Origin of the sequence: Roseateles sp. DAIF2 (assembly GCF_015624425.1) — a bacterium.
Lineage (GTDB): Bacteria > Pseudomonadota > Gammaproteobacteria > Burkholderiales > Burkholderiaceae_C > Kinneretia.
This window is the reverse complement of record NZ_CP049919.1, coordinates 2719511-2733126: the sequence shown is the minus strand read 5'-3', so window position 1 is coordinate 2733126 and position 13616 is coordinate 2719511. Positions and strand designations below refer to the sequence as shown.

Genomic DNA, 13616 nt, shown 5'->3' with positions numbered 1-13616 from the left:
GGGGTTGGTAAGCGCAGGCGGCACAAGGCCGCCGGACACATTACTTGTTGCGGGTACCGACCACTTCGATTTCCACGCGGCGATTCTTGGCGCGGCCTTCGGCGGTCTTGTTGTCGGCGACGGGCTGCTTCTCGCCCTTGCCTTCGGTGTACACGCGGTTCTTCTCGACACCCTTGGAGACCAGATAGGCCTTCACGGCTTCCGAGCGCTTGACCGACAGCTTCTGGTTGTAGGCATCGGTGCCGACGGAGTCGGTGTGACCCACGGCGATGATGACTTCCAGATTGATGCCACCGGTCTTGGAGACCAGGTCATCCAGCTTGGCCTTGGCTTCCGACTTCAGCACCGACTTGTCGAAGTCGAAGAAGGCGTCGGCGGCGAAGGTCACCTTTTCGCTCACGGGAGCGGGCGGGACGACCGGAGCGGCAGGCTTCGGCGCGGGGGTCGGCGCGGGGGTCGTGGCTGGCTTAGCAGGCTCAGCCTTGGGCACCGGCTTCAGTGCACCGTCGCAATCCTTCGCGGCGGTAGCCGGGGTCCAGTTGGAATCGCGCCAGCACAGTTCGTTGGTACCGTTCTTCCAAACGGTGCCATCCGTTGCACGCCAGTTATCCACGGTCTGAGCGAATGCGCCAGACGTGGCAACAGCAGCGACTGCGAAGAGCGACGCCACGCGGTTCAGTTTCTTCATGATTCTCCTCTCAAGGAAGGCCGCAGTTGCCCTGCGAAATTGTCCGAAGCTGGAACAAAACCTTAGGAGACACCTTGCTACGGGTTTCTCCTAGGGACTGAGCGATTGTGCCATAGGGCATCGGGACGTCTGCATTGTGGCGGGCCTCTTCGTTAGCTATACGCTCAATGTTGCGCAGGTACTACAGCGCGGCGCAATTAGAATTCCCGCTTTCAGCCTCTATCGACGCAGGCGCGGGCCCGCTGCGGCCGCGCGTCTCACCATCGCATGACCCAATTCGCCAAGGAAACTCTGCCGATCAGCCTCGAAGAGGAGATGCGGCGCTCCTACCTCGACTACGCGATGAGCGTGATCGTCGGCCGGGCCCTGCCCGACGCGCGCGACGGCCTGAAGCCGGTGCATCGCCGGGTGCTGTTCGCGATGCACGAGCTGAACAACGACTGGAACCGGCCATACAAGAAATCGGCCCGTATCGTCGGCGACGTGATCGGTAAATACCACCCGCACGGCGATACCGCGGTGTACGACACGATCGTGCGTATGGCCCAGGATTTCTCGCTGCGCCATATGTTGGTCGACGGCCAGGGCAATTTCGGCTCGGTGGACGGCGATAACGCCGCAGCCATGCGATATACCGAAATCCGGCTGGACAAAATCGCGCATGAAATGCTGGCCGATATCGACAAGGAAACGGTCAATTTCGGTCCCAACTATGACGGTAGCGAAAAGGAACCCCTGGTCCTGCCGACCCGGCTGCCCAACCTGCTGGTCAACGGCGCCACCGGCATCGCGGTGGGCATGGCCACCAACATCCCGCCGCACAACCTCAACGAGGTGGTCGACGCCTGCCTGCACGCGCTGAAGAACCCGGACTGCTCGATCGACGAGCTGATGGAGATCATCCCGGCACCGGACTTCCCGACCGCCGGCATCATCTACGGCATGGCCGGCGTGCGCGACGGCTACCGCACCGGCCGCGGCAAGGTGGTGATGCGCGCCAAGGTCCATTTCGAGGACATCGACCGTGGCTCGCGCCAGGCCATCATCGTTGACGAGATCCCGTTCCAGGTGAACAAGAAGACCCTGCTCGAGCGCATCGCCGAGCTGGTCCACGAGAAGAAGATCGAGGGCATCAGCCACATCCAGGACGAGTCGGACAAATCCGGCATGCGCGTCGTGATCGAGCTCAAGCGCGGCGAAGTGCCCGAGGTGGTGCTGAACAATCTGTACAAGCAAACCCAGCTGCAGGACAGCTTCGGCATGAACATGATTGCGCTGGTCGACGGCCAGCCCAAGCTGTGCAATCTGAAGGACCTGATCTCGGTGTTCCTGGAGCACCGCCGTGAGGTCGTCACCCGCCGCACCATTTTCGAGCTGCGCAAGGCGCGCGACCGCGGCCATGTGCTGGAAGGCCTGGCCGTCGCGTTGGCCAATATCGACGAGTTCATCGAGACCATCAAGACCTCGCCGACCCCGCCGGTGGCCAAGGCGGCGCTGATGAGCAAGAGCTGGGACAGCTCGCTGGTGCGCGAGATGCTGACGCGCGCCGAGGGTGGCAGCGCGGCCTACCGCCCCGAGGGCCTGCCGGTGCATTACGGCATGCAGGCCGACGGTCTGTACCGCCTGTCGGAAGACCAGGCCGGCGAGATCCTGCAGATGCGCCTGCAGCGCCTGACTGGCCTGGAGCAGGACAAGATCGTCAGCGAGTACAAGGACGTGATGGCCGTCATCGCCGACCTGCTGGACATCCTGGCCAAGCCCGAGCGCGTCACCGTGATCATCGGCGAGGAGCTGATCCAGGTGCGCCAGGAGTTCGGCCAGACCAAGATCGGCGCGCGCCGCAGCCTGATCGAGCACAACGCCCAGGAACTCGGCACAGAAGACCTGATCACGCCCACCGACATGGTGGTCACGCTCTCGCACACCGGCTACATCAAGAGCCAGGCGCTGAGCGAATACCGCGCCCAGAAGCGCGGCGGCCGCGGCAAGCAAGCCACCCAGACCAAGGACGACGACTGGGTCGACCAGCTCTTCATCGCCAACACGCATGACTGGATCCTGTGCTTCTCCAACCGCGGCCGCGTCTACTGGCTGAAGGTCTGGGAAGTGCCGCAGGGCTCGCGCAACTCGCGCGGCAAGCCGATCGTCAACATGTTCCCGCTGCAGCAGGACGAGAAGATCACCGTCGTGCTGCCGCTGACCGGCGAGTTCCGCACCTTCCCCGAGGACCATTTCATCTTCATGGCCACCGCGATGGGCACCGTGAAGAAGACCTCACTGAAGGACTTCAGCAACCCGCGCAAGGCCGGCATCATCTCGGTCGACCTGGACGAGGGCGACCACCTGATCGGCGCCGCGCTGACCGACGGCAAGCATGACGTGATGCTGTTCAGCGACGGCGGCAAGGCAGTGCGCTTCGACGAGGACGATGTGCGCCCGATGGGCCGCCAGGCCCGCGGCGTGCGCGGCATGATGCTGGAGCCCGATCAGCGCCTGATCGCGATGCTGGTGGCCGAGGACGAGAACCAGAGCGTGCTGACCGCCACCGAGAACGGTTACGGCAAGCGCACCGCGATCACCGAGTACACCCGCCACGGCCGCGGCACCAAGGGCATGATCGCGATCCAGCAGAGCGAGCGCAACGGCCGTGTCGTCGCCGCGACCCTGGTGCATGCCGATGACGAGATCATGCTGATCACCGACAAGGGCGTGCTGGTGCGCACCCGCGTCAGCGAGATCCGCGAGCTGGGCCGCGCCACCCAAGGCGTGACCCTGATCGCGCTGGACGATGGCGCCAAGCTCTCGGGCCTGCAGCGCATCGTCGAGAACGACGCCAACGAAAGCGGCGAATCCACCACTCCGGACGCCACCCCGGACGCCGATGCCGGCGACGACAGCAGCAGTAGCAACCAGGAATGAATATCTTGTCCCACTCCAGCAAGTCCTTCCCCGCCCGCTTCCGCACCCTGACCGCGGCCACCCTGATCGCCGCCGGCGGCGCCGCCATCGCCCAGACCGCCGCCGCCCCGGCGGCCACGCCGGCCAGCCCGACGAGCAGCCCCGCCAAGAAAGAGCTGGTCGCCCGCGCGCTGCAGGCGCAGCAGGCCGGCCTCGAGGCGATGTCGCGCGCGATGCTGCAGCAGCCGGTCGGCAATCTGATGCAGGGCGCCGGCCAGGCGCTGCAGCAACTGCCTCAGGACAAGCGCGAGGCCACCGCCAAGGCGATCGAGGCGGACATCAAGAAATTCGTCGACGAGACCACGCCGCTGATGCGCGAACGCGCCCTCAAGCTGGCGCCCAGCACCGTTGGCGCGATTCTGGAAGAGCGCTTCAGCGAGGACGAGCTGAAGCAACTGGTCACCTGGCTGGAATCGCCGGTCAACAAGAAGTTCAACCAGATCGGCCCGGAAATGCAGCGCGCGCTGGCCGAGAAGCTGGTGGGCGACACTCGCAGCACCATCGAGACCCGCCTGAAGGCGCTGGAGCAGAGCATCGTGGCCAAGCTGAATGCCGCCCGCCCCGCCCCGGCCGCCGCGCGATAGATTCAGCGGCACGATCGCGTTCTCGGCCAGGTCGACCTGGTCGTCACCGGCTCCTGGTCCAAGAAGAGCGCGGCCGAGGCGCGCCGCTACGCCGATGTGCAGATCGCGGCCGATGGCGCTGCGAGCCGCTACACCGACATCCCGGCGCCGAGCGGCTGGCAGTTGCGCCGGGACGCCGCCTATGTGCACCTGTGCAGCAACGAGACCATCGACGGCGTCGAGTTCCACGAGTTGCCGGACCTGAAGGCCTTGGGCAGCGATGCACCGCTGGTGATCGACTGCTCCTCGCATCAGCTGTCGCGCCCGCTCGACTGGGCCAAGGTCGGCCTGGCCTTCGGCGGCGCACAGAAGAACGTCGGCCCCTCGGGTGTCACCCTGGTGTTCGTGCGCGAGGACCTGCTGGGCCAGGCGCTGCCGATCTGCCCCTCGGCCTTCGACTACAAGACCGTGGCCGAGGCGCAGTCGATGTACAACACCCCGCCCACCTTCGGCATCTATGTCGCGGGCCTGGTGTTCAAGTGGCTGAAGAACTTTCGCTATGCCGGCAAGAGCGGCGTGGCGGCGATCGAACAGCGCAATATCGACAAGGCACGCCTGCTCTACGAGGCGCTGGACGCCTCCGATTTCTACGACAACCGCGTCGCGGCCCATTGCCGCTCGCGCATGAACATCCCCTTTTACCTCCGCAACGAGGGCCTGAACGAGGCCTTCCTGGCCGGCGCCAGGGAACGCGGACTGCTGCAACTCAAAGGCCACAAGTCGGTGGGCGGCATGCGTGCATCCATCTACAACGCCATGCCGCTGGAAGGCGTGCAGGCGCTGGTCACGTACCTGAAGGACTTTGAGAAGCACCATGGCTGATCCGGCCGACACCCACCCCAAGACCCCGATGCCGCCGGAACCGGTGGCCGATCCCGCGCTGCTGGCGCTGCGCAACGAGATCGACACGCTGGACCGCCAGCTGCTCGCGACCCTGAACCAGCGCGCCAAGGTGGCCGAACAGGTCGGCGAGCTCAAGCGCCGCGAGGGCACGCCCTTCTTCCGCCCGGACCGCGTGGCCCAGGTGATCGCGAAGATCCAGAACGCCAACCAGGGCCCGCTGAAGGGCGAGCATGTCGCCGCCATCTGGCGCGAGATCATGTCGGCCTGCCTGGCGCTGGAGTCGCCGCAGCGCGTCGCGGTGCTGGGCCCGATGGGCACCTTCTGCGAGCAGGCCGCGATCGAGTATTTCGGCGGCGCCGCCGACCTGATCTACTGCAACAGCTTCGACGAGGTCTTCCACGCCACCGCCAGCGGCAGCGCGCAGTACGGCGTGGTCGGCGTCGAGAACATGACCGAGGGCGTGGTCACCCGCTCGCTGGATCTGTTCCTGCACACCCCCGCCCATGTGGTCGGCGAGGTCAGCCTGCTGATCCGCCACAACCTGGTGCGCAAGGAGAACTCGCTGCAGGGCGTCGAGGCGGTGCTGGCCCACCCCCAGGCGCTGGCCCAATGCCAGAACTGGCTCAACAAGCACCTGCCCGGGGCCGAGCGCCGCGCCGTCTCCAGCAATGCCGAGGGCGCGCGCCTGGCGGCCGAGAACCCCGCCTGGGCCGCGATCTGCAGCGAGCGCGCCGCCACCCTGTTCGGCCTGCATATCGCGGCCCACGCGGTGCAGGACGAGGCCTACAACCGCACCCGCTTCGCCGTCATCACCCTGCCGCAGACCATGGCGATGCCGCCGGTCAGCGGCCGCGACTGCACCAGCCTGATCGTCTCGGTGCCCAACAAGCCCGGCGCGATGCATGACCTGCTGGTGCCGCTGAAGACCCATGGCGTGTCGATGACGCGGCTGGAATCGCGCCCGGCGCGCACCGGCCAGTGGGAGTACTACTTCTACATCGACCTGGACGGCCACCCGAGCGAGCCCCATGTGGCCGCCGCGCTGGCGGAATTGCGCCAGATCTGCGCGTTTTACAAGATGATTGGGGCCTACCCGATCAAGACCTGAAGTAGCTTTTCCATGTTCAATCAACTCGGCGTGATCGGCTGTGGCCTGATGGGCGGCTCCTTCGCGCTGGCCATGAAGAAGGCCGGCCTGGTCAGGCGGGTGGTCGGCTACAGCAAATCGCCCTCCACCACCGAGACCGCCAGGAAGCTGGGCGTGATCGACGTGGCGGCCGAGTCGGCCCTGCTGGCCGTCTCCGGCTCGGACATCGTGCTGCTGGCGGTGCCGGTGGCCGCGACCGAATCGACCCTGCGCGCGGTGCGGCATCTGGTCGACCCCAAGGTGCTGTTCATGGACGTGGGCTCGACCAAGTGCGACGTGGTCGACGCCGCCAAGCGCGCGCTCGGCAAGCAGCTGCCGGCCTTCGTGCCGGCGCACCCGATCGCCGGCAAGGAATCGGCCGGTGTCCAGCATGCCGACGCGACGCTCTACCAGGGCCGCCAGGTGATCCTGACCCCGCTGCCGCAGACCGATGCCGCCCTGGTGCAGAAGGCCACCGATGTCTGGTCCGCCCTGGGCGCCCAGGTACTGAAGATGACGCCGGAGAACCATGACGCCGCCTTCGCCGCCGTCAGCCATCTGCCGCATCTGCTGGCCTTCGCCTTCTTCCAGGCGGTGGCCAGTCAGCCGGCGGGGCGCGATTTCCTGTCGCTGGCCGGCCCGGGCTTTCGCGACTTCACCCGCATCGCCGCCAGCGACGCGGCGGTCTGGCGCGACATCCTGATGGCCAACAAGACCGAGGTGCTGCTGCAGTCGCGCCTGTTCCGCCAGGCGCTGGACGCGCTGGAGGCCATGATGCAGGGCGGCGACGCCGCGCAGCTTGAGGCCCGCATCCGCCTGATCGCCGAGGCGCGTGCCAACTGGCACATGAACGTGCCGCGCGGCGCCTCCCGCAAGGACTCCTGAATCCCCTTCTCCCCCATGTTCAAGACCCCCTTCCTCGACCTGCCGCCGCTGCGGTCGGCGGCCGGCACGGTGCGCCTGCCGGGCTCCAAGAGCATCTCCAACCGCGTGCTGCTGCTGGCCGGCCTGTCCGAGGGCCAGACCCTGGTGCACGACCTGCTGGATTCGGACGACACCCGCGTGATGCTGGCCGCACTGCGCGAGCTGGGCTGCCGCCTGGAGCAGGAGCCGCTGGGCCCGCTGAAGGTCACCGGCATCGGCGGCCGCCTGAGTGTCCAGCAGGCCAAGCTGTTCCTGGGCAACGCCGGCACCGCGATGCGCCCGCTGACCGCCGCGCTGGCCCTGCTGGCCGCGACCCAGGGCGGCGACTTCGAGCTCTCCGGCGTGCCGCGCATGCACGAGCGCCCGATCGGCGACCTCGTCGACGCGTTGCGCGGCCTGGGCTGCCCCATCGACTGCCTGGGCCATGAAGGCTACCCGCCGCTGCGCCTGAAGGGCCAGGCCGCGCTGCGCCTGGATGCGCCGGTCAAGGTGCGTGGCGATGTGTCGAGCCAGTTCCTGACCGCGCTGCTGCTGGCCCTGCCGCTGGTGGCCGAGCGGGACATCGAGATCGAGGTGGTCGGCGAGCTGATCTCCAAGCCCTATATCCACATCACCCTGGAACTGCTGAAGCGCTTCGGCATCGAGGTGCGCCGCGATGCCGACTGGCAGCGCTTCACCATTCCCGCCGGCAGCCGCTACCGCTCGCCCGGCGCGGTGCATGTCGAGGGCGACGCCAGCTCGGCCTCCTATTTCGTCGCGCTGGGCGCGATCGCCGCCAGCGCCGCACCGATCCGCATCGAGGGCGTCGGCAGCAGCTCGCTGCAAGGCGACGTGCGCTTCATCGAGGCCGCCCAGGCCATGGGCGCCGAGGTGCGCGCCGAGGCGAATGCGCTGGAGGTCAAGCGCGGCGCCTGGCCTCTGAAGGCCCTGGACCTGGACTGCAACCATATCCCCGACGCGGCGATGACCCTGGCCGTGATGGCGCTCTATGCCGACGGCCCCAGCACCCTGCGCAATATCGCCAGCTGGCGCGTCAAGGAGACCGACCGCATCGCCGCGATGGCGGCCGAGCTGGCCAAGCTCGGCGCCCGGGTCGAGGAAGGCCCGGACTGGATCACCGTGCATCCGCTGGGCGCCGGCGCCTGGCGCCCGGCCGCGATCCGCACCTATGACGACCACCGCGTCGCGATGTGCTTCTCGCTGGCCGCCTTCAATGCGCTGGTGACGGATCGGCCGGTGCCGGTGCGCATCCTGGAGCCGCATTGCGTCGCCAAGACCTTCCCGGACTACTTCGAGACCCTGTTCGAGGTGGTCGAGGCCCGCATCGAAGACATCCCGGTCATCACGATCGACGGCCCCACCGCCTCCGGCAAGGGGACCCTGGCCGACGAGGTGGCCCGCTCGCTGGGCTACTGGGTGCTGGATTCTGGCGCGCTCTACCGCGCCACCGGCCTGGCGGCCAGCCGCGCCGGCATCAACCTGGACGATGGCCCGGCGGTCGCCCGGGTCGCGGCCGGCCTGGACCTGCATTTCGAGCAGGGCCGCGCCTTCCTCGACGAGGAGGACGTCAGCGACGCGCTGCGCCAGGAGGCCACCGGCCTGATGGCCTCGCGGGTCGCGGTGCATGCCGAGGTGCGCACCGCGCTGAACCAGCTGCAGCTGGACTTCCGCCGCCTGCCGGGCCTGGTGGCCGACGGGCGCGACATGGGCTCGATGGTGTTCCCGGCCGCGCCGCTCAAGGTCTTCCTGACGGCGAGCGCCACCACGCGCGCCGAGCGCCGCCATAAGCAATTGATTTCCAAGGGAATTTCGGCTAATATCGCGGACTTGCGTGCGGATCTTGAGGCACGCGATGCGCGCGACAAGGGTCGCAGCGCGTCGCCGCTGCAGGCCGCGCCAGACGCGCTTTCGCTGGACAATTCGGCCCAGACCATCGAGGAATCGAGGGACCTGGTGCTGGCTTGGTGGCGGGAGCGCCGGCCGTTCGGTTCGCAAGGCTGAACGGTCTTTACCCGGGCCCGCCGCCCTTCCCTCCGAACGTCAGTTCATCGAGGGCGGCGAACTCAACAACCTAACCCGCGGGTCCGCCCGCAGACACCATGTCCCAAACCCAAAACGCCACCGGTGGTGAGTCCTTCGCCGCTCTGTTCGAAGAGTCGCTGCAAAAAGCCGACATGCGCTCCGGCGAGGTCATCTCGGCCGAGGTCGTGCGCATCGACTACAACTTCGTGGTGGTGAACGCCGGCCTGAAGTCGGAAGCCTACGTCCCTATCGACGAATTCAAGAACGACCAGGGCGAACTGGAAGTTCACGTCGGTGACTTCGTCTCGGTGGCCATCGACGCCATCGAAAACGGCTACGGCGACACCATCCTGTCGCGCGACAAGGCCAAGCGCCTGGCTTCCTGGCTGGCCCTGGAAACCGCGCTGGAGTCCGGCGACTTCGTGACCGGCACCGTTTCCGGCAAGGTCAAGGGCGGCCTGACCGTCCTGGTCAACGGCATCCGCGCCTTCCTGCCCGGCTCGCTGCTGGACACCCGCCCGGTGAAGGACATGAGCCCGTTCGAGGGCAAGACCATGGAATTCAAGGTCATCAAGCTCGACCGCAAGCGCAACAACGTTGTGCTGTCGCGTCGCGCCGTGGTGGAAGCCTCCATGGGTGAAGAGCGCGCCAAGCTGCTGGAAACGCTGTCGGAAGGCGCGATCGTCCAGGGCGTGGTCAAGAACATCACCGAGTACGGTGCGTTCGTGGACCTGGGCGGCATCGACGGCCTGCTGCACATCACCGACATGGCATGGCGCCGTGTCCGCCACCCGAGCGAAGTCGTTCAGGTCGGCCAGGAACTGACCGCCAAGGTCCTGAAGTTCGACGCCGAGAAGAACCGCGTCTCGCTGGGCCTGAAGCAGCTGGGCGACGACCCGTGGTTCGGCGTCTCGCGCCGCTACCCGACCAGCACCCGTCTGTTCGGCAAGGTCACCAACATCGCCGACTACGGCGCGTTCGTCGAGATCGAGCCGGGCATCGAAGGCCTGGTGCACGTCTCCGAAATGGACTGGACCAACAAGAACGTCGCTCCCTCGAAGATCGTTTCGCTGGGCGACGAGGTCGAAGTCATGGTGCTGGAGATCGACGAAGACAAGCGTCGCATCTCGCTGGGCATGAAGCAGTGCAAGGCCAATCCTTGGGAAGAGTTCGCCGAGAACGTCAAGCGCGGCGACAAGGTCAAGGGCCCGGTCAAGTCGATCACCGACTTCGGCGTGTTCGTGGGTCTGGCCCAGGGCATCGACGGCCTGGTGCACCTGTCCGACCTGTCCTGGCAAGAGACTGGCGAAGCTGCCGTGCGCAACTTCAAGAAGGGCCAGGAAGTCGAAGCCATCGTGCTGGCCGTGGACGTCGAGCGCGAGCGCATCTCGCTGGGCATCAAGCAGCTGGACGCCGACCCGTTCACCAGCTACACCTCGGTCAATGACCGCGGCATGTCCGTGACCGGCAAGGTCAAGACCGTCGACGCGCGTGGCGCCGAGATCGATCTGGCCGAAGACGTCACCGGCTACCTGCGCGCTTCGGAAATCTCCCGCGACCGCGTGGAAGACGCCCGCAACGTGCTGAAGGAAGGCGACGAAGTGACGGCCATCATCGTCAACATCGACCGCAAGACCCGCAACATCCAGCTGTCGATCAAGGCCAAGGACAGCGCCGACCAACAGGAAGCCATGCAGCGCCTGTCGGCCACGTCCGAGCGTGAGAACGCCGGCACGACCAGCCTGGGCGCCCTGCTGCGCGCCAAGCTGGACAACCAGAACAACTAATCCCTGTTCTGCGACCCCGGAGCCCTCACGGGCCCCGGGGTCCGGTGATCCGCAGGCTCGCCACTCATCCGAGGGCGAGCCTGCTCTTCTTCCGAACCACCCTTCTACAAGAATTCCATCGTCATGACCCGTTCCGACCTTGTTGCCCACCTGGCCGAGCGCTTTGGCCAGCTGACCCAGCGCGACACCGAGTTCGCGGTCAAGACGATCCTGGACGCGATGTCCGACGCGCTGGCCAAGGGCCACCGCATCGAGATCCGCGGCTTCGGCAGCTTCTCGATCAACCGCCGCCCGCCCCGCATGGGCCGCAATCCGCGCAGCGGCGCCCAGGTGCTGATCCCCGAGAAGCTGGTGCCCCATTTCAAGCCGGGCAAGGCCCTGCGCGAGGCGGTCGACATCCAGTTGCCGGCCGACGACAGCGACGCACGCTGACTGAGCCGCCGGGCGTCCGACGGCGCCTAGAATCCGCGCAATGCGAGTTTTCGTCTGGCTCTTCCGGGCCTTCATCTTCTTTGCCCTCTTCGCCTTCGCGCTGAACAACAGCCAGGAGGTCGAGGTGCGCTGGTTCTTCGGCCACGAGTGGCATGCCCCGATGGTGATCATCGTGCTGCTGGCCTTCGGCTGCGGCGCCGCCCTGGGCGTGCTGGCGATGGTGCCGGCCTGGTGGAAGCACCGCCGCGTGGCCCAGCGCCAGCAGCAGTTCCCGCCTGATACTCCGGCCGGCGCCACAGCGGAACCTCCGACCCCCAACGCCGGCGTGGTGCGCGATGGACTTTGACCTGCGCTGGCTGCTGATCGCGCTGCCGATCGCCTTCGCCCTGGGCTGGCTGGCCTCCAAGCTGGACACGCGCCAATGGAAGCGCGAACAGCGCGATGCCCCCAAGACCTTCTTCAAGGGCCTGAACCTGCTGCTCAACGAGCAGCAGGACAAGGCCATCGATGCCTTCATCGAGGCGGTGCAGAACGACCCCGACACCTCGGAGCTGCATTTCGCCCTCGGCAATCTGTTCCGCCGCCGCGGCGAATATGAGCGCGCGGTGCGGGTGCACCAGCATCTGCTGCAGCGCGGCGACCTGCCCAAGAGCGAACGCGAACGCGCCCAGCATGCGCTGGCGCAGGACTTCTTCAAGGCCGGCCTGTTCGACCGCGCCGAGGAGGCTTTCGGCCAGCTGCAGGGCACGCCCTTCGAGACCGAGGCCGAGCTGGCCCTGCTCTCGCTCTACGAACGCTCGCGCGAATGGCGCAAGGCCGCCGAGGTGGCGCGCCACCTCGAGCAGGGCGGCAGCGGCTCCTTCGCCGCGCGCATCGCCAACTACCTGTGCGAGCTGGCGCTGGAGGCCCAGGGTCGCGGTGACGATGCCGAGGCCCAGGCCCTGCTGGCCGAGGCGCGCAAGGTGGCGCCACGCGCCGCGCGCGCCCATGTGCTGGCCGGCCAGCTGCTGGCGCGGCGCGATCAGCCCGAACAGGCAATGGCCGCCTATGCCGGCCTGCTGAGCGCCAACCCCGAATCCTTCCACCTGGTCGCGCGCGACTATGCCGAAGCCGCCCTGGCCGCCGGCCTAGGCAACCAGGCCCTGGCCACCCTGCAGGCCCAGTACCAGCGCAGCCCCGGCATGCAGTTGCTGGCCGCCATCGCGCGCCTGGAGCCCGCCACCAGCGCGCAGCGCCAGCGCCTGCTGGAACATCTGCGCGCCGAACCCAGCCTGTCGGCCGCGCGCGCGCTGCTGACGCACAGCGGCGCCAGGCTCAGCGAGGAGGAAGCCCCGCTGGTCGGCGCCGCGCTGGACCGCGCGGTGCGTCCGCTGCAGCGCTACCGCTGCGCCGCCTGCGGCTTCGAGGCCCAGCATTATTTCTGGCAATGCCCCGGCTGCCTCAACTGGGACACCTATCCCCCGCGTCATGTCGAAGAGCTCTGAGCGCGTCATCCTGTGCATGAAATGGGGCACCAAGTACGGCCCCGAGTATGTCAACCGCCTCTACGCGATGGTGCGCCGCCACCTGCGTGGCGAGTTTCGTTTTGTCTGCCTGACCGACCTCAGCGAGGGCGTGCGCGCCGAGGTCGAATGCCTGCCGATCCCGCCGCTGGCGCTGCCGCCCGGCAGCCCGGAGCGCGGCTGGACCAAGCTGACCACCTTCGAGGCCGATCTGCACGGCTTGCAGGGCACCGCCCTCTTCCTCGACCTGGACGTCGTGATCGTGGACGACATCACGCCCTTCTTCGAGGTGCCGGGCGAGTTCCTGATCATCCACGACTGGAAGCGCCCCTGGCGCATCACCGGCAATTCCTCGGTCTACCGCTTCGAGATCGGCAAGTACCCCGAACTGCTGGCCAAGTTCCGCCGCGAGTTCGACGCGATCCGCCAGAAGTTCCGCAACGAGCAGGCCTACCTCTCGGACGAGATGCAGCAAAAGGGCCTGCTGCAGTACTGGGACGGGTCCTGGTGCGCCAGCTACAAGTACCACTGCATCCCGCGCTGGCCGCTGAACTATCTCCGCGCGCCCGCCATCCCGGCCGGCGCGCGCATCCTGATCTTCCACGGCGTGGTGAACCCGCCCGACGCGCTGGCCGGCCGCAACAACGGCAACTGGCGGCGCGCCAAGCCGGCGCCGTGGATTGCGGATCATTGGCGCGAATGAACGCGCGG

11 protein-coding genes and 1 pseudogene are annotated in these 13616 nt (G+C 67.3%); 11 read left to right on the top strand and 1 reads right to left on the bottom strand.

Going from position 1 to position 13616, the window contains the following annotated elements; genetic code table 11:
* Window positions 1-40: 40 nt before the first annotated feature.
* Window positions 41-688 carry an outer membrane protein OmpA gene (gene ompA / locus G8A07_RS12565; RefSeq protein WP_195797311.1) on the bottom strand — a complete coding sequence of 216 codons (648 nt, stop codon included), beginning with the start codon at window positions 686-688 and terminating at the stop codon, window positions 41-43.
* Window positions 689-955: 267 nt separating this feature from the next.
* Between ompA and gyrA the strand changes: the two genes are divergently transcribed.
* The 11 genes and pseudogenes from gyrA (at window position 956) to G8A07_RS12510 (ending at window position 13608) form a co-directional block, all read left to right on the top strand.
* Window positions 956-3607 (top strand): DNA gyrase subunit A, encoded by a 2652-nt coding sequence (gene gyrA / locus G8A07_RS12560; protein ID WP_195797310.1) that lies wholly within the window; start codon window positions 956-958, stop codon window positions 3605-3607.
* Window positions 3608-3612: 5 nt separating this feature from the next.
* Window positions 3613-4230 (top strand): DUF2059 domain-containing protein, encoded by a 618-nt coding sequence (locus G8A07_RS28280; protein ID WP_371816446.1) that lies wholly within the window; start codon window positions 3613-3615, stop codon window positions 4228-4230.
* Between the two features lie 33 nt (window positions 4231-4263).
* Window positions 4264-5091, top strand: a pseudogene (serC, locus tag G8A07_RS12550) (3-phosphoserine/phosphohydroxythreonine transaminase); the annotation flags it as partial.
* Window positions 5084-6220, top strand: coding sequence for a prephenate dehydratase (gene pheA, locus G8A07_RS12545; protein ID WP_371816445.1), 1137 nt, complete (start codon window positions 5084-5086; stop codon window positions 6218-6220). The pseudogene serC and the gene pheA, both read left to right, overlap by 8 nt.
* 12 nt (window positions 6221-6232) lie before the next feature.
* On the top strand, window positions 6233-7123 hold the full coding sequence (locus G8A07_RS12540; protein WP_195797308.1) for a prephenate dehydrogenase/arogenate dehydrogenase family protein: 891 nt from the start codon (window positions 6233-6235) through the stop codon (window positions 7121-7123).
* A gap of 15 nt (window positions 7124-7138) precedes the next feature.
* Window positions 7139-9163, top strand: a complete 2025-nt coding sequence (locus G8A07_RS12535) for a bifunctional 3-phosphoshikimate 1-carboxyvinyltransferase/cytidylate kinase (protein WP_195797307.1) — start codon at window positions 7139-7141, stop codon at window positions 9161-9163.
* A 98-nt stretch (window positions 9164-9261) separates the two neighbouring features.
* The gene (gene rpsA / locus G8A07_RS12530; protein ID WP_195797306.1) at window positions 9262-10971 is read left to right on the top strand and encodes a 30S ribosomal protein S1; all 1710 of its coding nucleotides are present in this window, start codon (window positions 9262-9264) and stop codon (window positions 10969-10971) included.
* A 123-nt stretch (window positions 10972-11094) separates the two neighbouring features.
* Complete coding sequence (locus G8A07_RS12525) at window positions 11095-11403, top strand: integration host factor subunit beta (protein ID WP_195797305.1); 309 nt, start codon at window positions 11095-11097, stop codon at window positions 11401-11403.
* Between the two features lie 40 nt (window positions 11404-11443).
* Window positions 11444-11749, top strand: coding sequence for a lipopolysaccharide assembly LapA domain-containing protein (locus tag G8A07_RS12520; RefSeq protein WP_195797304.1), 306 nt, complete (start codon window positions 11444-11446; stop codon window positions 11747-11749).
* A complete protein-coding gene (gene lapB / locus G8A07_RS12515) occupies window positions 11739-12887 on the top strand; it encodes a lipopolysaccharide assembly protein LapB (protein WP_195797303.1) in 1149 nt (382 codons plus the stop codon). Before G8A07_RS12520 ends, lapB begins: the two co-directional genes overlap by 11 nt.
* On the top strand, window positions 12871-13608 hold the full coding sequence (locus G8A07_RS12510; RefSeq protein WP_195797302.1) for a glycosyltransferase: 738 nt from the start codon (window positions 12871-12873) through the stop codon (window positions 13606-13608). The genes lapB and G8A07_RS12510 overlap by 17 nt, the downstream gene beginning before the upstream one ends.
* Window positions 13609-13616 lie beyond the last annotated feature (8 nt).